Annotated in this window: 16 protein-coding genes and 3 pseudogenes; 10 read left to right on the plus strand and 9 right to left on the minus strand. The window is 68.5% G+C overall.

Features of this window, described 5'->3' with window-relative positions; all coding sequences use genetic code 11:
• Positions 1–74 precede the first annotated feature (74 nt).
• The 3 genes from R2E43_RS38640 (at position 75) to R2E43_RS38650 (ending at position 1,899) form a co-directional block, all read left to right on the plus strand.
• Entirely contained in the window at positions 75–1,013 is a 939-nt protein-coding gene (locus tag R2E43_RS38640) for an ADP-ribosylglycohydrolase family protein (protein ID WP_011026837.1), read from the plus strand.
• Between the two features lie 19 nt (positions 1,014–1,032).
• Positions 1,033–1,524 (plus strand): ATP-dependent DNA ligase, encoded by a 492-nt coding sequence (locus tag R2E43_RS38645; RefSeq protein ID WP_011026836.1) that lies wholly within the window; start codon positions 1,033–1,035, stop codon positions 1,522–1,524.
• A gap of 216 nt (positions 1,525–1,740) precedes the next feature.
• Complete coding sequence (locus R2E43_RS38650; RefSeq protein ID WP_133171724.1) at positions 1,741–1,899, plus strand: glutamate-cysteine ligase family protein; 159 nt, start codon at positions 1,741–1,743, stop codon at positions 1,897–1,899.
• A gap of 37 nt (positions 1,900–1,936) precedes the next feature.
• Here R2E43_RS38650 and R2E43_RS38655 read toward each other — a convergent pair whose 3' ends face one another.
• On the minus strand, positions 1,937–2,395 hold the full coding sequence (locus R2E43_RS38655; protein WP_011026835.1) for a hypothetical protein: 459 nt from the start codon (positions 2,393–2,395) through the stop codon (positions 1,937–1,939).
• A gap of 129 nt (positions 2,396–2,524) precedes the next feature.
• A protein-coding gene (locus R2E43_RS38660) for an IS5 family transposase (protein WP_106517260.1) occupies positions 2,525–3,378 on the minus strand; the annotation gives its coding sequence in 2 pieces (ribosomal slippage) (positions 2,525–3,291 and positions 3,291–3,378; 855 coding nt in all).
• 122 nt (positions 3,379–3,500) lie between these two features.
• On the opposite strand from R2E43_RS38660, the pseudogene R2E43_RS38665 reads away from it, so the two are divergent.
• Positions 3,501–4,263 (plus strand): annotated as a pseudogene (locus R2E43_RS38665) (IS5 family transposase).
• A gap of 26 nt (positions 4,264–4,289) precedes the next feature.
• Here the strand turns inward: R2E43_RS38665 and R2E43_RS38670 are convergent.
• Positions 4,290–4,805, minus strand: a complete 516-nt coding sequence (locus R2E43_RS38670) for a YfbM family protein (RefSeq protein WP_030872722.1) — start codon at positions 4,803–4,805, stop codon at positions 4,290–4,292.
• A gap of 460 nt (positions 4,806–5,265) precedes the next feature.
• On the opposite strand from R2E43_RS38670, the gene R2E43_RS38675 reads away from it, so the two are divergent.
• The 3 genes and pseudogenes from R2E43_RS38675 to R2E43_RS38685 form a co-directional block, all read left to right on the plus strand.
• Positions 5,266–6,489, plus strand: coding sequence for an MFS transporter (locus tag R2E43_RS38675; protein ID WP_011026832.1), 1,224 nt, complete (start codon positions 5,266–5,268; stop codon positions 6,487–6,489).
• Between the two features lie 269 nt (positions 6,490–6,758).
• The gene (locus R2E43_RS38680; RefSeq protein ID WP_231909081.1) at positions 6,759–7,073 is read left to right on the plus strand and encodes a transposase; all 315 of its coding nucleotides are present in this window, start codon (positions 6,759–6,761) and stop codon (positions 7,071–7,073) included.
• Positions 7,073–7,234 (plus strand): annotated as a pseudogene (locus R2E43_RS38685) (transposase); the annotation flags it as partial. The gene R2E43_RS38680 and the pseudogene R2E43_RS38685, both read left to right, overlap by 1 nt.
• Positions 7,235–7,497: 263 nt before the next feature.
• Here the strand turns inward: R2E43_RS38685 and R2E43_RS38690 are convergent.
• Together R2E43_RS38690 and R2E43_RS38695 are read right to left on the minus strand one after the other, a co-directional pair.
• Positions 7,498–8,034, minus strand: a complete 537-nt coding sequence (locus R2E43_RS38690) for a hypothetical protein (protein WP_332057083.1) — start codon at positions 8,032–8,034, stop codon at positions 7,498–7,500.
• 214 nt (positions 8,035–8,248) lie between these two features.
• Positions 8,249–8,587, minus strand: a complete 339-nt coding sequence (locus R2E43_RS38695) for a hypothetical protein (RefSeq protein ID WP_240804718.1) — start codon at positions 8,585–8,587, stop codon at positions 8,249–8,251.
• Positions 8,588–9,107: 520 nt separating this feature from the next.
• Here R2E43_RS38695 and R2E43_RS38700 point away from each other — a divergent pair.
• The 3 genes from R2E43_RS38700 (at position 9,108) to R2E43_RS38710 (ending at position 13,105) form a co-directional block, all read left to right on the plus strand.
• Entirely contained in the window at positions 9,108–12,434 is a 3,327-nt protein-coding gene (locus tag R2E43_RS38700; protein ID WP_332057150.1) for an RHS repeat-associated core domain-containing protein, read from the plus strand.
• 48 nt (positions 12,435–12,482) lie between these two features.
• Positions 12,483–12,689 carry a hypothetical protein gene (locus R2E43_RS38705; protein ID WP_030872731.1) on the plus strand — a complete coding sequence of 69 codons (207 nt, stop codon included), beginning with the start codon at positions 12,483–12,485 and terminating at the stop codon, positions 12,687–12,689.
• Between the two features lie 209 nt (positions 12,690–12,898).
• Positions 12,899–13,105, plus strand: a complete 207-nt coding sequence (locus R2E43_RS38710) for a hypothetical protein (protein ID WP_011026827.1) — start codon at positions 12,899–12,901, stop codon at positions 13,103–13,105.
• Positions 13,106–13,115: 10 nt separating this feature from the next.
• Here the strand turns inward: R2E43_RS38710 and R2E43_RS38715 are convergent.
• The 4 genes and pseudogenes from R2E43_RS38715 to R2E43_RS38730 form a co-directional block, all read right to left on the minus strand.
• Positions 13,116–13,643 (minus strand): annotated as a pseudogene (locus R2E43_RS38715) (NAD-dependent epimerase/dehydratase family protein); the annotation flags it as partial.
• A 147-nt stretch (positions 13,644–13,790) separates the two neighbouring features.
• Positions 13,791–16,949 carry a glycoside hydrolase family 38 N-terminal domain-containing protein gene (locus R2E43_RS38720; RefSeq protein WP_332057084.1) on the minus strand — a complete coding sequence of 1,053 codons (3,159 nt, stop codon included), beginning with the start codon at positions 16,947–16,949 and terminating at the stop codon, positions 13,791–13,793.
• A 51-nt stretch (positions 16,950–17,000) separates the two neighbouring features.
• A complete protein-coding gene (locus R2E43_RS38725) occupies positions 17,001–18,206 on the minus strand; it encodes a glycoside hydrolase family 76 protein (RefSeq protein WP_030872736.1) in 1,206 nt (401 codons plus the stop codon).
• Positions 18,207–18,255: 49 nt separating this feature from the next.
• Positions 18,256–19,071, minus strand: a complete 816-nt coding sequence (locus R2E43_RS38730) for a carbohydrate ABC transporter permease (RefSeq protein ID WP_037898166.1) — start codon at positions 19,069–19,071, stop codon at positions 18,256–18,258.
• Between the last annotated feature and the right edge of the window lie 2 nt (positions 19,072–19,073).

Genomic DNA, 19,073 nt, shown 5'->3' on the forward strand with positions numbered 1-19,073 from the left:
ACGGATATGACCGCCGCGTTCCCGACGATCCAAGGGTCGTGTGGCCCTCGGCGCGGCGCGGATAGCCTGCGCGAATGAAGTGGATTCAGCGGGCCGCCGGCGCGGTCGTCGGCTCAGCGGTGGGTGACGCTCTGGGCGCCCCCTTCGAGTTTGGACCCCAGGGAGCGTTCTCTGCGCGGTTTCCCGCGCCCGGTTCGGGTGGCGAGATGTGCGGAGGTGGTGGCTGGGACCCCGGCGAGGCCACCGACGACACGCAGATGGCCGTCCTGGTCGCGGAGTCTCTGCTGGAGCGGGGCGGGCTGGATCTCCCGGACATCTTCGCCCGCTTCCAGCGGTGGGCGGCATCAGAGCCGAAAGACATCGGCTTGCAGACCGAAGACGTCCTGACCAACGGCATGCCCTGGGACCTCGCCGCAGCGATCCATTTCCAGGTCAACCAACGAGCAGCGGGAAACGGCTCCTTGATGCGGGCGTCGACCTCCGCAGTCCACTTCGCGGCCGCCGGCCAGGAAGCCACCATGGAGGCGGCCCGCCGTATCGCTGCCCTCACCCACGGGGACCGTGCGGCCTGGGAAGGCACCGCGATCTTCCACGAACTCATCCGTGTCGCGTTCGAGGACATTGACCCCCTCGCCGCGCTCCCGGACGTCCTGGCTCTTGTCCACCCCGACCACCGCGGCCGTTACGCCACCGTCCTCGCGCCCGACTGGCACCCCGAGCAGGCGACCGAGTTCAACGGTGCCGTCTGGCCCTGTCTGGGCTCCGCCGTCTGGGCCCTGCGCACCACGACCGGCTTCGAGCACGCGGTACGCGCGGCGATCGACCTCGGCGGTGACACGGACACCGTCGCTGCGGTCACCGGAGGCCTCGCGGGGGCGTACTACGGGCTGGACGCAATCCCCGCCCGCTGGACGCAGCCGCTCCACGTCCCTCTTCCAGGATTCGACGGACGGGTGCTGCATCTGACAGACCTGCTCCACCTCGCACACCGCCTCGCGGAAGAACCGCGATGAAACGGGCACGGCAGCCCACATGAACGGTGAGCTGGTCGTGTGGGAGTCCGGCCGCCTCGCCTTCGAGCGGCTCCAGCAACGCCTCGCCCGTCGCCGTGGTGCCGGCGCCCTGGCGGCCGCACGGGCTTGCCCCGCTCACCTCGTCGTCTTCGGCCTGATGCGCCAGGGCAGCACAGACCTACCGCCCTGGCCCTGCAGCCGGCGCAGGACCGCGCTTGAGGAGCTGTTCGCCGAGACCAGGATGACCGCGCCGCTCACGCTGTGCCCGTCCACCGCCGACCCGGACACCGCCCGTCAATGGCTGACCTGGACGTCTACCGGACAGGAAGGCCTCGTCTTCAAGCCCCTCCGGGCGCCATACCGGGCGGGCGCCAGAGCCCGGGGCAAGTACAAGATCTGCATCACCGAGGACCGCCGTCGTAGGAGCCGTCACCGGCCCCGCCACCGCGGCGGTGGTGCGGGGCAGAGTGGGGTCCGGCTGGTGTACCGGAGCCGGTCAGCGGTGTCATAGCAGCCGAGCAGCACCCCGCCCGCGCATCGCCTTCAGCGGTGCCCCGATCACCGGCCTGGCGGCACTCGTGCCCTAACGCCGGGCTGACGGTACGCGGAGAGCGTGTCGCTCTTCCCTGCACTGGACGACGAGCAGAGCGCGTGCGCGTACCACGTGCACGTCGGCGTGGCCGATCCGCGTGAAGCGATCAGGGTGAGCAACCACCTGCGGCCCTAGTTGTCGACGCTGACCGCGCTGGCGGCGAACTCGCCCTACCGGGACGGCCGTGACACCGGCTGCGCCATCTGGACCACCATCGCCTGCGGGCGATGGCCGGTGGCCGGCCCGCCACCCTTCCTCGACGCTCCCGCCCCCTTCGAAGAACTCGTCTACTGACGTACAACGGCTAACAAAATGGGCGTCGGGCCTGTGCTTACAGATATCCCGGATCGCCGTCGGCGTTGAACCTTGTCAGGGAACGCTCCAGCAGCTCCAGAAACTGTCGTAGGCCATCGGCTACCTTGTCGAGCTCCGCTTCGTCCAGCGAAGCCGTCCGCGTCCGGTAAACGGCCCCATCAGGCCCCGCGACATAGATCAGGCCGCCGCCGTTCGAGCCGATGACCAGGCCACGGCTCTTTTCGTCCGTGCCGAAGTCGACAACGCCGTACTCCTGGAGCCGCAGCAGGAGGTCACCGGCCGGATTGAGGAAGTAGCCGTTGCCGACGTCCTCCCAGGTGACATCACCGATGCTTTCATAGAAGGTGGCCAGGTCGGCTGGTGTAGGGGTGACTTGGGCGAGCGTGCGAGCCGCGGCTTGATCATCGTGGTCGGCCGGCCGGACCTGGTTGGTCCCAGGAGTAAGGCCGTGCCGATGCTCGAACTCGCCTGTCATGGCCGTGAGAGTCCCGCTGACCCTCTCTGTCCACGAGGCCAGCCAGGCAGGCGAAAGCGATCGGTCGCTCATGAGGCCGGATCATGGCATGAGCCACGGACATCCACGGAGTGCCCGGCGGTTCCAGTGTCAGAGCAATGCCCTGAGTTGCCGATGGGTGATGAGGCAGCAGGCAAGTCTGAGCAACGCCTCGTGGATGTCGGATCGCCGCTCCCAGCGGATCCGCAGGCGACGGAAGCCGTGCAACCAGGCAAAGCTCCTCTCCACAACCCAGCGGTAGGTGCCCAGTGCGGTGCCGTGCAGGGTGCCGCGGCGGGCGATCGCGGGCACGATGCCGCGGGCCCGGACCTGGTCCCGGTAGATGTCGTGGTCGTAGCCGCGGTCGGCGAACAGCGCGTCCGGCTTCCGGCGAGGACGACCGACCCGGCCGCGGACCGGCGGGATCGCGTCGAGCAGGGGCAGGAGCTGGGTGACGTCGTTGCGGTTACCGCCGGTCAGCAGCACCGCGAGCGGGGTGCCGTGTCCGTCAGTGATCAAGTGATGCTTGGAGCCGGCTCGCCCCCGGTCGACCGGCGACGGGCCCGTGTGCTGCCCCCCTTTTTTTAGCGCCCTGACGTGCGAGGAGTCGACCACACAGCAGGACCGGTCCAGACGTGCGGCCGCGTTCAGTTCGGCCAGCAGAATCTCGTGCAGCCGCTGCCAGACGCCAGCCTCGTTCCAGTCCCGCAGCCCGCGCCAGCACGGCATGCCCGACCCGAAGCCGAGGCCCCTGGGCAGGTACTCCCACGGGATCCCGGTGTGCAGCACGTACAAGATCCCGCACGGCACGTCCCTGTCCGGCAACGGCTTGCGACCGGGATGCCGGAACCTGCGCTCACGCTGCGGCAGCAGCGGCCCACACGGTCCCACAGTTCATCCGACACGATCCACGGCGACGTCCCCACACCGAACCGAACGCTCAGCTCCCGTGCCGGACACGGCAGCCAGGACTCATCCACCTCACTGTGTTAGCCGTTGTTAGGCGTCGTTTCTTATGGCGTGATCACTCGTTGAACCGTGCATGACGGATCTGGTTGAGCGGTTGGTGCCGGATGAATAGTGGGTCCTGTTCCGGCGAGTAGTGCCACCGACTGAGGTGCAGCGTCCACAGGGCGGGGGCGACGGCGGGCAGGTGACCGCGAGACTCTTGCGGCGATCATCTTTGTAGCTACCTCGGGCTGCACCTGGCGTCAACTGCCGCCGGTGTTCGGTCCGGCCTGGCCGACGGTCTACCGGCGCTTCGCCCGGTGGAGCCGGGCCAGGGTGCGGGCTCGTCTCCACCGGGTCGTCCTCGATGAACTCGGCGCCCGCGGTGATCTGGACTGGTCGCGATGTGCGATCGACTCCGTCAGTGTCCGGGCAGCAAAAGGGGGCCACTGACCGGACCGAATCCGACCGACCGCGGCAAGAACGGATCGAAGATCCACCTGATCACCGACAGGAACGGTCTGCCCCTGTCACTGGGCATCTCCGGCGCCAACATGCACGACAGCCTCGGCCTGGAACCGCTCGTGCGTGGGATACCGCCCATCCGCTCCCGGCGCGGACCGCGCCGCCGACGACCGGCCAAGCTCCATGGCGACAAGGGATACGACTACGACCACCTGCGCCGATGGCTCCGCAAGCGAGGCATCCGTCACCGCATCGCACGCAAGGGAATCGAGTCCTCCCAGCGGCTGGGCCGCCACCGCTGGGTGGTCGAAAGGACGGTTTCCTGGCTGGCCGGCTGCCGCCGCCTGCACCGTCGCTACGAACGCAAGGCCGAGCACTTCCTCGCCTTCGTCGGAATAGCCGCAGCCCTCATCTGCCACCGCCGTCTGGACAGATGATCCGATCAGACAGGCTGGGAGTCGTGTCAGGCCAACACGAGGACTACGCCATCGCCTGCGGTGGCGACAGTGGAGAAGAACCGGGCCAGTTCCTCGTAGCGGTGCCGCAGAGTGTCCAGGTCCGAGGGGACTCCGGTCTCGGACTCCGGCAGGAGGTAGATCTCGGCGCTGCGCATGGCCGCCAGGTCGTAGTGCCGTGCCAACTCGTCAAACGGTGTGGTGGCAAGGCAGCCGCTGGCCCGGGCCACGTCCTCGGGGGTCAAATACCTGGCGGGTCCGTAGTCCATGTCGTCCTCCAACGGAAGCTCAGCCCCGCCGTGGATGACATCGACCGGCATGCCACCGTGGGCGGCAATGAGGTGGTGCAGCTTGTGCCACGACTTCTCGATGCTGAAATACGGTGCCTTCTCGGGTGGAAGCGAGTCCTCTTCCGCCCAGGCATCACCCAGCTCGTCGATGTGTTCCTGCGCCCAGGACGGATCGCTCAACGACCGCTGCAGCTCAGCAGGGGAGAGACGGACGTACTCGCAGTGGATGCCCATGGACGCGAACCCTAGTCGCAGACTCTGACATCGCTCCGGTCATGTCCGCCAACTGCCTGCAGCCAGCCATAAGAAACGACGTCTTAGAAGCCGTATCTCGACTGATCGTGGAACGTGCGGGTCGAACAGGTTTCTCGCCGGGGTGATCTTCCCGTTGTGCGCGCATGAAGGCAGGGTTATTCGGTAGCTCGGGATGCGAATCCAACCGAGCAGTGCCGGGAGGCCCTGGTGTCGTTGTTGTACGCGTCCGAGCCCGTTCAGTTCAACTCGGCAGCTCCATCGTGTGATTGGCGCATGTGTACGGCAACGCGGCCGACCGTCCGAACCCGGAACGCCCGTATCCCTCGGACATGTCGGACGCGGAAGCCGTTGTTGACGTCGCGAAACTGCCAGAAGGTGGCTCCTGTTCCTGCTGAAATAGTGTCACTCTTCATGTGAGGCCCAACACAGGACGGGATTCATGCCCACAGCAACCACCACTTCCATCGACTCGCCTTCATTGCCGGCGCGATCGCCATTGGTATCGTGGCTGGCGGTGATTTCGGTGATGTTGGGGATCTTCTCGATCATCACCACCGAGATCCTGCCGATCGGCCTTTTGACCTCGATTGGCTCGAGTTTCACCATCTCCGATGGAATGGCTGGTCTGATGATGACCATGCCTGGTTTTCTGGCCGCGGTATCGGCGCCCGTGGTAACTGTCGCCACGGGGCGCATCGATCGTCGGCTCATGCTGGGTACGTTTATTCTGTTGCTGGCATTGGCGAATTTCTTGGCCGCGGTTGCGCCGAGCTACTGGCTGGTCCTGGTCTCACGTGTATTGGTCGGGGTCACCATCGGTGGTTTCTGGTCCATCGGCGCGGGGCTGGCAAGCCGGCTGGTTCCTGCCGAATCGGTGGGCCGGGCAACCGCCGTGATCTTCTCCGCGGTGCCTCTCGGGTCCGTGCTCGGAGTCCCGCTGGGCACGCTTATCGGAGACGTTGCGGGGTGGCGTACCGCGTTCCTTGTCATGGGGATTCTGACCCTCTGTGTCTTCGCCATGTTGCTCCTGGTGGTCCCGCCGCTGCCGACCGATGAGCCGACTCGTCTGAGTGCGCTCACGGGCATGCTCAGGAGTGTCAATACTCGGTTTGCCTTGGTGATGACGTTCCTTGTCGTGCTCGCCCACTTCGGCGCCTACACCTATGTCACTCCGTTCCTGGAGCAGGTGACTCATGTGAGCGCCGGGCTCATCACGGTCTATCTGCTCGTGTACGGAGTTGCAGGAATTGCCGGGAACTTCCTGGGCGGATCGGCTGTGGCGCGGTATCCGATCGGCACCTTCGCAGCCGCCGCCCTGATGATCGCCGGCGCGACTGTGCTGCTCCCGGTGCTCGGCAAGGAGGATCTCGGCGCCGTGGCCCTGCTGGTTTTGTGGGGCGTTGCCTACGGTGCCGTGCCTGTCTGCTCGCAGACCTGGTTCGCCAAGGCCTCACCCGATTCACCCGAAGCCTCTTCCGTGCTCTTCACGGCTTCGTTCCAGGCCACCATTTCCATCGGGGCGCTGGTCGGAGGTGTCGTGGTTGACCACTCCTCCCCATCCATGGTCATGACGCTCGCTGGCACAGCCGCTGCCCTGGTGGTGCTGGTCGCCTGGTCCCACGGCGCCCGGAAGAACCCGTTGCCTGACCCGGCCAAGCCTTAAATAGCCGCATCTCAAACGATCTTGGAACGTGCGGGTCGAACAGGGATCCTGGTCGGGTGGTCTTCCGGCAGTACGTGTATGAAGGCAGAGCCTCTTGGTAGCTCGGGCGTGCGACCCCATCCGAGTAGCGCCAGGAGGCCCTGTTGTTACATGTGTACGCGGTTGCGCCTGTCGACTTCAACCCGTCCGTCGTGTCGTGCGATTGCCTCGCGCACTTGTACGGCAACGCTGGCGCTCATTCCGACCGGCAGCGCCGGTATCCATCGGACATGACGGACGCGGAATGGGTGGCGGTGCGGCCCTTGCTGCCCACGCCTTCCTGGCTGGAGGGCCGGGGCGGACAGCCCGAGGGCTACTGCCACCGTCAGATGCTGGACGCGATCCGCTACCTGGTCGCGGGCGGCATTTCCTGGCGGGCGATGCCCGCCGACTTCCCCGCCTGGGCCCGGGGCTATGCCTTCTTCCGCCGCTGGCGCGAGAACGGCCCAGTCGCGGAGTTCCACGACCGGTTGCGTGGCCGGGTGCGGGAGCGCGAGGGCGGGAGGCGGAGCCGACGGCGAGGATCATCGACGCGCAGTCGGTGATGGCCGCCGCGACGGTGCCGGCCGCCTCACGCGGCTTCGACGGCGGGAAGCTGATCAATGGGCGGAAGCGGCACATCGTGACTGACTGCTTGGGCCTGCTGCGGGTCGTGGCCGTGACCGCCGCGAACATTGGGGACCGCGAGGCGGCCACCGGCCTGTTGACCCGGCTGCGTGAGCTGTACCGGGACATCTGCCTGGTCTGGGCCGACGGCGGCTACACCATCCCTCATCGACTGGGCCCGCGAGAAACTCGCCCTGGCCGTGGAGGTCGTCAAACGGACCGACGATCCGAAGGGGTTCGTGGTGCTGCCGAGGCGGTGGGTGGTCGAGCGGACCCTGGGCTGGTTGATGCACTCGCGGCGTTTGTGCCGGGACTACGAGACGCTACCCGCGACCAGCGAGGCGATGACCCAGTGGTCAATGATCACGCGGATGGGTCGCCGCCTGGCGAGGCCACGAGCCTGCGGCCGGCACTGAACGCGCCCGACGCTTCTTGGAGCAACCAGCCCCGCTCGGCCAGGCGTTCACCCTTCGGCCGCACTCCCTCGACCTTCGCCGCCGCCTCGATCCCGAGGGCCGCCGCGATGTCCTTGGCCCGCACCGGCTCGAGACCCGGCCGGTCCTGAAGCACGTTCAAGATCCGCTGATTGTTCGGCGAGAGCACCGACACCGACAGCCCCTCCTGCCAGTGCGGCACGATCGCACCCGGCTCCGCCGCGGACGCAGGCGCGGGGACGAGAGCCGTTTCGCCCTCGCCCTCGGCCTCCGTGACGCCAGTGGTCTCGGCGGCGGATACGGCCAGGGCCTCGACGAGTTCCTCGCGCGCGATCACCCGCCGGTCCAGCTCGATCTCACCGGTCTCCAAGGCCGCAACCGCACGGGCCGCCTCCTCCCGCAGGACCTCCACCCGCTCGCGGGCAGACGCTTCCCGCGCCTCCAGTAACCACAGCATCGACGCCATCGCACACCCTCGACGAACAATCGGAAACAGAACGCCGGATGCCTCCATCACCCCGACCAAAACCATGCCAGCACGTCGGCGTCGCCGCCCCTGAAGCCGTCCTGGACCAGTCGCAGTGGGTGGAGTGGCGCGGCGGTCCCGCCCACGACTTCCGCACCGTCTGACGCGGGGAACGGACGCTGCGGTTGCTGAGGGCGGGTGTGGTGTCGTCAGGTCAGGCGGCTTGGCCCCACTTGTCGTGGATGTCGTCGTCTTCCCCGGGTGATTGCTGGTGCGCGGCCTTTTCGCGGGCGCGGAGGGTGGTCCAGAGCGGGATGGATGCGCTGGTGATGTACCAGGGCAGGGGCCACAGCATGTGCCACCAGTCGGCCTGTGGTGCGAGGAGGAGGTCGGTGGCGGCGGTGGTCATGCCGGCGGCGAGGTTCCAGGACAGCAGACGCCCGGCCTGTTGGACGGATCGCGTGAGCCGCTGGGCGGGAACGCGGTGGTGGCGGGTGGGGTGGGAGCAGGGCGTGCGTCTGCCCGGTGTGCTCATCGCGGGGATGCCCTTCACGACAGGGGTGGTTGCCGCGGGCTGGGGGACCACGCATGCAGGACGCGCCAAGTGTGCATTTGGTGAATCCGCGCGCACAGCGGCACCTGACGTGCACCCGGCCCTCTGAGACAACTTTTCTGTTCACCTGTTCTCCGCCATGGCCAGCGAGAACGTACTGCTCAGCCTGCGTGGCGGGCCATCGGACAGGTCTGAACCTGGCCGAAAGGCGGCGGTCGGGAACCGCAGTGAGTCAGCTGGCACCCTGAACCGAATAATTCCGGTCAAGCTGCCCTCCGGAAACGGTAACGAATCCGATAATTCCCCCCGGTGCCTGCGAGGTTTCAGGGCTAACGTTCTGGTTTGTCGAGGTGAAGCGGTGGGGCTGGTTCCGGCCCGCATGTATCTGTACATCGGGGGGACGCCGCGCCAGTTTGTGTGCTTCTTGTGACAGTTTGTGTGCCGCTGGTGACCGCTGGGGTTGCCGGGTCTGACTTCCTGTGGGGGGAAGCTGATGCACTCGCGTGCTGCGCGCACGCCCATGTGGCGTGCCCGGAGAACACACAGAACCGCTTGCGTTTCGGCGATCACCACGGCCGCTGTGGTGATCGCGGCAGCGCCCGGTCTGGCGGCGACGCCGAAGCCGAAGCTGCCGGAGCCGGAGAGTCCGTGGACGAAGCCGACCAAGGTCGAGGCTCCCGCGACCCCGGCCGGCTCGATCAAGGCGCCCGAGTCGGAGGCAGAAGCCAAGCCGTCGACCGAGGTTGCGGCCTGGCGGACGGCGCAGAAGGCCCGCGCGACGGGCGAGCAGCCTGCCAAGAGCTCCACATCCCGCTCAGTTGCTGCCGCGGCGACGGACGATTACTTGCCCGAGGATCAGGGCGAGGTGCCCTGGCACCAGATCCTCGACACCCGCCTGGACGACGCCCTGGTGGCGCGGGTGAACGTCTCCAACGGCAACCTGATGCTCGCCGCGACCGATTTCGACATCGCCGGCGTCGGCCAGAAGCTCCAGCTGCCCCGAACCTACAACTCCCTGGAGGCGCCGTGGGGGAAGGTGTCGCAGCGCTGGTGGCAGGCCTATGAGCGCTACCTGCAGATCAACAACGGTGAGGTGGACGTCTTCGACGCCACCGGCAACCTGCTGCGCTTCACAGCTGCGTCGGACGGCACCTACACGACGCCGGCTGGCTACTCGAAGGACCTGAAGAAGAACGCGGACGGCAGCTACACCCTGACCGACCGCAAGTCCGGCGCCAAGGACACCTACAACGAGCACGGCACCCTTACCAAGGTCACGGACAAGAACAAGGGCACGATCACCGTCGACCAGCACGACGACGGCAGCGAGCACAAGGGCTTCAGACTCACCGAGACCCGCTCCGGCCGCTGGATCGACCTCGTCAAGACGTACCCGAGCCAGTGGCAGGCCAAGGACCACACCGGCCGTTCCGCAGTCCTCAACCTCGACGGATCCGGCAACCTGGCCAAGGTCACCGACACCGCCGGCAAGGCCACCACCTACGAGTACGACTCCTCCCGCCGGGTCACGAAGGTGACCACCCCCGAAGGAACGGTCACCCTCTTTACCTACGACAGCCACAACCGCGTTACCTCGATGCAGCGGACCACCGGCACGTCGGGCAGCGGGCACACGGGCCCGACCTGGCGCTACGACTACACGGCGGCCACCCCCTCAGACGCGGGTACGACGACGGTCACCGACCCGGACGGCGACGAGACGATCTACACGCATAACGCGGACGGTGAGGTCACCAAGGTCACCGACCCCCTCGGCCACTCCCGGCACTCCACCTACAAGAACCACCTCACTCAGACCGCGATCGACGCGATGGGCACCGGCACGGACGGAACCGGCGGCAACACCACCACCTACGGCTGGGACGCCCGCAACAACGCCGTATCCCAGAAGCTGCCGCTCGGCGCCACGGCGTCCGTATCCGCCTACCAGACCGTGGCGGGGACGGACCTGCCGAACGACTTCACCACCGCGGACGGCCGCAAGGACTCGTACAAGTACGACGCCAACGGCAACACGATGTCGGTGACCACGACGGGCACCGCGGGCGCCACGCGTGAGTACACCTACAACGAGACCACCCCGGAGTGCGGCGGTTTCGAAGGCCAGCGCTGCACGGCCAAGGACGGCAACGGCAAGGTCACCTCCTTCACCTACGACGACGAGGGCAACCTGATCAAGGTGAAGCCGCCGGCGCAGCTGGGGGAGACGACCTACACCTACGACGCGCTGGGCCGGGTGGAGACGGTCGAGGACGGCCGCGGCATCACCACCGTCTACGGCTACGACTCCCGTGACCGCGTCCGCGAGGTCTCCTCCACCAACTTCACCGTCACCTACACCTACGACGGTGACGGCAACGTCACGACCCGCTCCGATGCCTCTGGTTTCACCAAGTGGAAGTACGACGAGCTCAACCGCGAGAGCGTCCGCACCTTGCAGAACGGCGCGCAGACCGCGCTGGCGTACACCCCGGGCGGTGACGTCGACTTCTACACCGACCCGACCGGGACGACGGACTACACCTGGGACAAGGCCGGCCGCCTGGACTACCTGGTCGCCCCGGACGGCGCGAAGACCGACTTCGACTACAACAACAACGACAAGCGCACCAAGACCGTCTACCCCGGCGGCACCACCCAGGCCGTCACCATCGACGACAACGGCCGCCCCGAGCGCATCAAGACCACCTCGGGCACGCAGACCTTCGTCGACCTGACCTACAGCTACGCCAGCGTGGGCAAGGACACCACCAAGATCCGCACCCGCACCGACCACCTCACGAACCTCAAGACCAGCTACACCTACGACTCCCAGGACCGCCTCTCCTACGCCCTGGAGGCAGACTCCGCGGGGGCACGGAAGGCGTCCTGGCTGTACTGCTGGGACAAGGCCGGCAACCTCACCAGCCAGAACGGCAGCAAAAGCGCCTGCCCGGGCGGCACCACGTACACCTACAATGACGCCAGCGAGCTGACCGGTAAGAACGGCTCCACCACGGGCTGGTCCTACGACAAGCTCGGCAACGAAACCGACGCAGCCAGCGGCACCGCTCGCACGGACGAGTCCTGGACCGACTACAGCCAGCTCGCCGGCATCACCACTGGCGGCACGAACTACGACCTGGTCCACGCCGGCACCACCAATGCCGAGCGCACCAAGCTCGCTTCGACGTGGTTCCACCACACCGCACTGGGTCTTGCGTCCACGACCACGAACGGTGTCGACACGGGATTCATCCGCGAGCCTTCGGGCACGCTGAACTCCATGACGACTGGGGGGAAGTCCTACTACTACCTCACCGACGCCACCGGCAACGTCCTTGGCCTCGTCGACGACACCGGCAAGCGGACGCACACCTATGCCTACGGTCCGACGGGCACGCCCCGAGGCACCACCACCGAGGCCGCCCCCCAGCCGTACCGCTACGCCGGCGCCTACGCCGACCCGACCGGCCTGTACAAGATGGGCCACCGCTACTACGACCCCACCCTCGGCCGCTTCACACAGCCCGACCCCTCCGGCCAGGAAACCAACCCCTACCTCTACGCCGCCGGCGACCCGGTCAACCGGACCGACCCCACCGGCTTGTTCAGCTTCTCGGACATTCTGGACACCGGTAGTAAAATCTTCGGCGGCGTGTCGGGTTGCGTGTCGGGCATCGGTGCAGCCGCATCAACCGGAACCATCCAGTACGCCGCTGCGGTCGGAGGAGTGGTCGGTGCCGGAGTTGGCAGCGCGGTCGGCGCTGGTGCCGCCGTGGTGGGCAGTTGTGCGTTGGGAGGCGTCGCGGGCTACTACGGAGCCGACGTCATCACCTACGGATGACGTTCAATCAGACGTCAACCAGACGATCTACAGGGGAGTGACGTAAGAATGACAGCGAGCGACGCCCCGATGACGGACGCTGTACGCGCTGTGCGGATCTTTTCCATCATTCTGATGGTGGGAGGTTTGAGCGGATGTATCGCGGGAGTCGCGACCGGTGACGCCGTACCGATGGTGCTCGGGGCGATCGCCGTGGCATGTGGAGTGCTCCTGGCAGTCTTTGCCGTACTCGCCGGCCGCAAGGGCAAGTCCTGACTCCCGATCCGTGAGGTGTGACCCTGCGTGCTGCAGGGTGACGGCGTCCTTGAGCGGGGAGTGAACACACGGAGGCGCTCGGCCGAAGAGCACGGCCGAGCGCCTTACGTCGGACTGCACAGCGGGCCCCCGCCCGGGAGAACGTCCGCGTCGCGGGCGGCACGCCGTACGAGATCTGGCACACCTCCGACTGTCCGGAGTGGACCGTCATGCAGATCAGCTTGGAGGCAGGCTCCCGGCGTATCAAGGAACAGGACGCGTGGGCCAAGGAGCTCTTCCCGACCGTGCACGAGCGGCTGAAGCAGGCTGCCGAAACCCTGCCGCCGGACAGCCCCGCCCAGCCGTTCGTCGACGCCCTGACCGAGCTGGTCCAGGCGCAGGCCGACGCCACCGGCTTCGTGGTCCTGCACCGGTGATGTTGACCGTCTTCCGGTCCGCGGCGGGCTCGGTCAGGGCGCGCAGGGTCCCCTCCGCAATGTCGTCGACGCGGACGAAGTCGCGGACCTGGTGGCCGCCCCCGTTGCGGTGCAGCGGGAGCCCGGCGGCGGCGCGGTCCGCGAACCAGGCCACCACCCACGAGTGACTGCCGGGCTTGATGACTTGCGGCTGGCCGTAGACGGAGAAGTAGCGCACCACGCTGTAGGAGATCCCGGCCGGGCCCAGGGTCAGGTCGGTCTGGACCTCGCCGAAGGCCTTGGTGTTCGCGTACACCGACAGCGGCCGCAGCCGCCGCTCCTCCCCGAACTGGGGCGGCATCCGCCCGTAGACGCTGCTCAGTAGCTCCCGCACGCTGCGGTGTTCGTCCTCGGGGCCGGCCCAGTCGTCCGGGTTGCCATAGCCGTACACCGACGCCGACGACACGAACACCAGCCGCTTCGGGCGGCGGGAGGAGGCGGCCGCAGACAGGACGGTCTGGGTGCCGCTCACGTTGTGGTCGATGGCGTCCTGGGGCAGTCGCGTGACCTGACCCCGGGGGCGTCAACGCCCCCGGAGGGAAGAGCCGACGGCCGCCCGCGGTGGCCGTCGGTTCCTCCGCGTCACCCAGCCCCACCTGGCGCTCCCCGCACTCCTCGGCTGGTGAACGCTACCTGGGCGCAACTCCTACCCAGCTGACCCACCGGTGGGGACGGAGGACAGATCGAGGACCACGGCTGCCGTTGCGAGCACCGGTACATCGACCGGTATCGCGCCGTCCGGTTCCGGGCTGATGTCGCGCAGGGGCAGCCCCAGGTAGGTGGTGAGGGCGGCGCGGACGACGGGGAAGGGGGTGGTCAGGCGGCATGTGACGGGGACGTCGGCCAGGGACTGTAGACGCACCAGGAGCTTGCCGCTGTCGGGAACCGTCACCCCGACGAGCCGCACCCGGGGATTGTCCAGGGCCAGGAACCGCGCCTGCGCCGGGGACGCGGCACCGGCGTCGGCGCGGGCGCGTACCGGCACGAGCGGGTGGCCGGTGACGGCGGCGACGCGTACGGCGAGTCCGTCGGCCCCCACAGTGTCGTTCTCCGCGGTCGTGGCGAAGCCGACGCTGTAGCGGAAGACGTGGTCGAAGGCCTGCTGGGCGGGGAAGTTGGTGTCCCAGATGTTGTTGTGCACCCAGGAGAAGACGGTCGCCGGCTCTTCCTGGGGCAGCGACTGCGGATAGGGGACGTAGGGGATCGCGATCCCGCCGAGCTGGACGAGCGGGGCGTCGGCCGTCGCCAGTGCCACCAGGCGGGTGCCGTCGCTCAGGCTGATCCAGCGCCGGACGGCGCGCATGTGGGCCGCGGAGCCCGGCACGGTCTCGCGGTCGGTGCCCAGGACGCCGCCCGTGGACTCCGTGTGCACGACGGGGCCGTCGAGGGCGAAGGGGAACGCGAAGAAGGCACTCTCCTTGGTGAGGGTCGCGTCCTTGTCGATACGGTTCTCGATGTCGACGCGGGCCGCGTGGTGCGGCAGGTGCACGCGCACCCGGAGCCGACGGGTGCCGGCCGGGGCACACTCGTAGACCAGGGTCTGCCCGGTGGCGTCCGTGGTGCGGTCGACGAGGGCGGCGGGCGGCGCGGTGCTGCGGGAGGCGAGCAGGTGCATCGAGTCGTCGGCCACGGTCTTGCTGGACTGGTGGTTGAACGCCCCGGCCGTGGCGTACTCGTCGTACACGTAGCCGTTGAAGCCGACGATGGCGTCCTGGCGGACCATTTCGCGTCCGGTCGACTTGTCGACGACGGACGCGATGCACGCCTCGCGCAGGTCGACCGTCACGCGCAGGTGGTCGTTCTCCAGGACGGTGGCGTCGGCGGGCGGGTTCGCCCCGTCGGCCGGTGCCGGGGAGTCGGCGCCGGTCACGACGTCCAGCCGCACGGCGCCGCAGGCCGGCACATCCGCGACCGGCACGTGCAGGAACCGCCCGGCCGCGCGGTGGCGGTCGTTGCTCTGCGCCTCCTCTGCGAAGGGCAGCGGCTCGCCGGTACGCCCGTCGAGAACCCGTACCGCGTCGCTGAGCGCGACCGTGCTCTCCGGCAGGAAGAGGCGTGCGGTCTCGGTGCGCGGCCAGCTGCACGTGTTCACGACGTAGAAGGACGCCGCCGCGTCGCCGGACGGGGCGAAGGCTTCGCCGAGCAGGGCGGAGGCGGCGTCCAGGAGCGTCTCGGCGTCGTCGTGGGCGCGCATGGCCTGGGAGTACTTCCAGTGCCACTGCTTCTCGCCGGACCCGTGGCCGTGGTCGCCGTGGGTCCAGGGGTCGCCGGCGCCCCAGGTGTGCTCGTTGAACAGCGACGCGGACCGGTAGACCTCCGGTGCGGCCGAGGTGACGGCCGTGCTGCCGGGTACGCCCATCAGGTGCGCGTACCCGGCCACGGTCTGCGCCTCGGCGAGGGCAGCCTGCCCGCGCCGGGTGGCCGCCAGCGGCACGGCGCCCGCACCGACCCCGTCGACCCACCAGTCGGTCCAGTCGCCCCGGTAGGTCTCCAGGCGGTCCCCGACGCGCTTCTCGGCGTCCTCGAAGAAGTCCTGGTTGCGTGACGCGCGCAGCCGCGGATAGGCCCACTGTTCGTTCCAGCGGCGCACGGTGTCGGAGATGACGCGGCGCGGCGGGCCGTTGTCCGCGAACTTGCCCAGCACCCGCAGGTGCAGCACGTCCCAGGGGTAGGGGTCGGCGGTGCCGGGCAGATCGAGGGCGGGGAAGCCCGGGATCCCGCGCCCCTGGTGGGGGTAGGGGAAGCTGGCCAGGGCCCCGAGATAGGCGGGCAGCAGGTCGTCGACGTGGTCGTACGACTCGTCGAAGCCGAGGATCGAGCCCTCCATGTAGGCCAGGCCGTGCGGCGTGTCCGTCCGCCAGACCAGGACGCTGTTGCCGCTCGGCGCCTGCCAGCGGAACAGCCGGGGCAGGTGTTCCCCGCCGACGAGGTGGGGCACGGCGCGGCCGGCCCAGTTGTGCGCCACGGACAGGTAGCGGATGCCGTTGTCGGCGAGGACGTCGGGCAGGCCCACCACCTGGCCGGGCACGTCCGTCTGCATGGCCGTGGTGATGTCGATGCCGTGCCGGTCACGCAGCTCGGTCATCGGGCGCAGCAGTTCGTGCAGTTCGTCGGTGGAGCAGGTCTCGGTGTGCAGGTTGAACGGCATGGCCGTCAGTTCGACGCGTCCCTCGCGTACCCGGTCCAGGAAGCTCTCCACCTGGCGGCGGGGCCGGTTGGCCCGCCAGTCCTGGAAGGAGTGGAAGCCCTCGACGGCCCAGCGGAAACGAGCCGGCTCCGGCCAGTCGTCGGTGTCGCGGCACAGTTCGAGGAGCGAGTCGAGGTAGGCGCGGCTCTCGGCCATCACCCGGCCCTGCGGGTCGGTGTAGCCGATGTCCAGGTGGGAGTGCTGCACCAGGTGCAGCGTCCAGTGGCGCTGCGGCCGGGCCTCGAAGGCGACCTGGGTTCCCTCTTCGAGTTCCGGGAGTTCGATCAGGAGCGGGGTGGGTGCGTCCACTTCCGGGACCAGGAGACGGGCGTCGTCTCCCGGTCCCGGCACGGTCTCGCAGCGGACGGGGGTGCCCCCGGCGGTGCTGACGCGGGCTCGGGTGATGCGCGGTCGCGGGTGCGCGCCTCCGGGGTGCAGTACCCCGACCCGGATGGACTGCAGCAGTCCGCCCGTCCCGTCGTGGCGCAGCAGCGGCTCTCCCGACAGCCGCACCTGGCGGCCGCCGAGGCCGGCGGTGGTGGCCACGCGCTCCTTCAGGAGGTCGCGCGCGATGTCGGAGTCCCACCAGGACGGCCGGGTCAGCGGTGGCTTGGGCATGGTGCGTGAAGGTCCTTTGCGTCGAGGGGAGCGGGGGCGCGGTCCGCCGCGTCAGGAAGTCCGGTGGTCCCGGCGGGTGGCGTCGGCGAGGGTGGCGAAGATCTGGACCATGGCCGACTGGTTGAGGGTCGCGGCCGGCGCGGCGGGGTCGTAGTCGCCGCCGTTGGAGGGCTGGAAGCGGAACAGGCCGCTGGATGCGTCCCGGTTGGACCGGTAGGTGCTGTCGGCGTACGCGCTCATGGCCGACAGATAGGCGGAGTCCGGGCGGACGGCGTCCAGGTCGAGCAGGTCCTTGAAGTAGAAGGCGTTGAACACGGCCGGCTGGTCGTGCAGGCGGGTGCCCCCGGTCCAGTACGCCAGGGAGCCGCGGGCGTCCGCCACCGCCTTCTCCAGGTACCGGGCGTCACCCGTGCCGCGGTAGAGCGCGGTGGCGGTGCCGATCATGGCGCCCGAGTTGTAGGTCCACAGCGTCTCGTTGGTGCTGCCGTCGTCGCCGCGGTCGTTGACGTACAGGCCGGGTGCCTTGCGCATGCACGCGTACACCCAGCCGTACCACTGCTCCGCCTTGTCGAGGTAGGCGCGGTTGCGGGTGTGCTCATAGAGCCGGGCGGCGAGCTGGGCCGACAGGGCGGTGACGTTGGTGGCACGGATGGTGTTGCCGGGCGCGTCGTACCAGTCCATGCCGCCTGGGCACGCCTTGGCGGCGTCGCCGTCCCAGGCCCGGGAGACGACAGGCACGACCTGCTCGGCCCGCCGCAGGTACCGTGCGTCGCCGGTCTCCTCGTACTGGTCGAGCTGGCTGAGGGCGACCACGGCGTTGTCGTCGTAGTACACGTCGCCGCCCGTGCCCAGTGGGGCGGGCAGGTACGACCGGTAGCCCGGCCGTTCGCCGCCGGTGTGGTACAGCTCGGCCGTGTCGAACCGCTCGGCCGCGTCCTGGCGGTAGGCGGGCCCGGTGCGCGGCAGTCGCTGCATGTCGACGGCTGCCTGGGCTGCCTCGCGGAACGGCCACAGGTAGGAGTGCTCCTGGTCGGTGGCCTGCCGGGGTGTGTGCTCCAGGTACAGCCCGTGGTCGCCGGGGCCCTCGTACAGGTGCTTCTGCAGGGCGCGGTAGGTTCCGGTGGCCCGGTCGGCCCAGGTGTCGGAGGAGACGGGGCGGGTGGGTGCGGGGCTCTGGGCATGCGCGGGGGCGGCGGTCCACAGCAGGCCGGCGCAGACGGCGGGCGCGGTGGCGCGGATGAGGAGCGAGCGCAGCATGGGTGTTCCCTTCGCGACGATGACGGGGGAGGTGCGGGCGCACGCGGGCTCAGCGGTGGATCTTGAGGCTGCTGACGAAGAAGCGCTGGGCGGAGAAGAACAGCACCACGGTCGGCAGCGACACCAGGAGGGCACCGGCCAGGACGATGGGCGGCCCGACGTTGGAGTAGTTGCCCTGCAGGTCGGCGAGCGCGGCCATGACGGGGCGGATGTTGCGGCTGGTGACCATGGTGATGCCGAACATCAGGTCGTTCCAGACGGCCACGAACTGGAACACGAACACGGCGATCATGGCGGAGCGGGTCAGCGGAACGTGGATCTGCCAGAACACCCGCCACCACGAGGCACCGTCCATGCGGGCGGCCTCCACGACCTCCCGCGGCAGCGTCAGGGCGTAGTTGCGCATGACGAAGAACGCGAACGGGACCGCGATCGCCGTGTAGATCAGCACCAGACCGGTCTGGGTGTCGTAGAGCGAGGTGTGCGCGTAGGACAGGAACAGAGGCCTGATGAAGACCTGGAGGGGCAGCAGGGTGCCGGAGTAGATCACCCAGAACCACAACGCCTGCCTCTTGACGGGCATGATGATCGTGGCGAAGGCGGCGAAGCCGGCGATCACCGCGGCGGCCGCGGCGCTGACCACGGAGTACAGGAGGCTGTTGCCGAGGGCCGGGCCCAGGTTGGCCTTGTCCCAGGCCTGGGACATGTTGCCGAACAGCCCGAAGTCCCGGGGCAGCCAGTGCGGACTGCCCGAGTAACTCCCTGCGGGCACCAGTGCGTTGACGACGAGGAGCCAGGTGGGTACCAGCCACAGCAGGGCCAGTACGGCGATGACGGTGTTGCGCAGAACTCGGCCGAGGGACATCG

The organism is Streptomyces violaceoruber (assembly GCF_033406955.1).
Taxonomy (GTDB): domain Bacteria; phylum Actinomycetota; class Actinomycetes; order Streptomycetales; family Streptomycetaceae; genus Streptomyces; species Streptomyces violaceoruber.

Coding starts and splice junctions, on each gene's coding strand:
- R2E43_RS38675 (WP_011026832.1), top strand. CDS start 5,266: ATGCCCACAGCAACCACCACTTCCATCGACTCGCCTTCATTGCCGGCG.
- R2E43_RS38710 (WP_011026827.1), top strand. CDS start 12,899: ATGCAGATCAGCTTGGAGGCAGGCTCCCGGCGTATCAAGGAACAGGAC.
- R2E43_RS38680 (WP_231909081.1), top strand. CDS start 6,759: ATGACGGACGCGGAATGGGTGGCGGTGCGGCCCTTGCTGCCCACGCCT.
- R2E43_RS38670 (WP_030872722.1), bottom strand. CDS start 4,805: ATGGGCATCCACTGCGAGTACGTCCGTCTCTCCCCTGCTGAGCTGCAG.
- R2E43_RS38690 (WP_332057083.1), bottom strand. CDS start 8,034: ATGGCGTCGATGCTGTGGTTACTGGAGGCGCGGGAAGCGTCTGCCCGC.
- R2E43_RS38725 (WP_030872736.1), bottom strand. CDS start 18,206: ATGCTGCGCTCGCTCCTCATCCGCGCCACCGCGCCCGCCGTCTGCGCC.
- R2E43_RS38640 (WP_011026837.1), top strand. CDS start 75: ATGAAGTGGATTCAGCGGGCCGCCGGCGCGGTCGTCGGCTCAGCGGTG.
- R2E43_RS38655 (WP_011026835.1), bottom strand. CDS start 2,395: ATGACAGGCGAGTTCGAGCATCGGCACGGCCTTACTCCTGGGACCAAC.
- R2E43_RS38705 (WP_030872731.1), top strand. CDS start 12,483: ATGACAGCGAGCGACGCCCCGATGACGGACGCTGTACGCGCTGTGCGG.
- R2E43_RS38720 (WP_332057084.1), bottom strand. CDS start 16,949: ATGCCCAAGCCACCGCTGACCCGGCCGTCCTGGTGGGACTCCGACATC.
- R2E43_RS38645 (WP_011026836.1), top strand. CDS start 1,033: ATGAACGGTGAGCTGGTCGTGTGGGAGTCCGGCCGCCTCGCCTTCGAG.
- R2E43_RS38730 (WP_037898166.1), bottom strand. CDS start 19,071: ATGTCCCTCGGCCGAGTTCTGCGCAACACCGTCATCGCCGTACTGGCC.
- R2E43_RS38700 (WP_332057150.1), top strand. CDS start 9,108: ATGTGGCGTGCCCGGAGAACACACAGAACCGCTTGCGTTTCGGCGATC.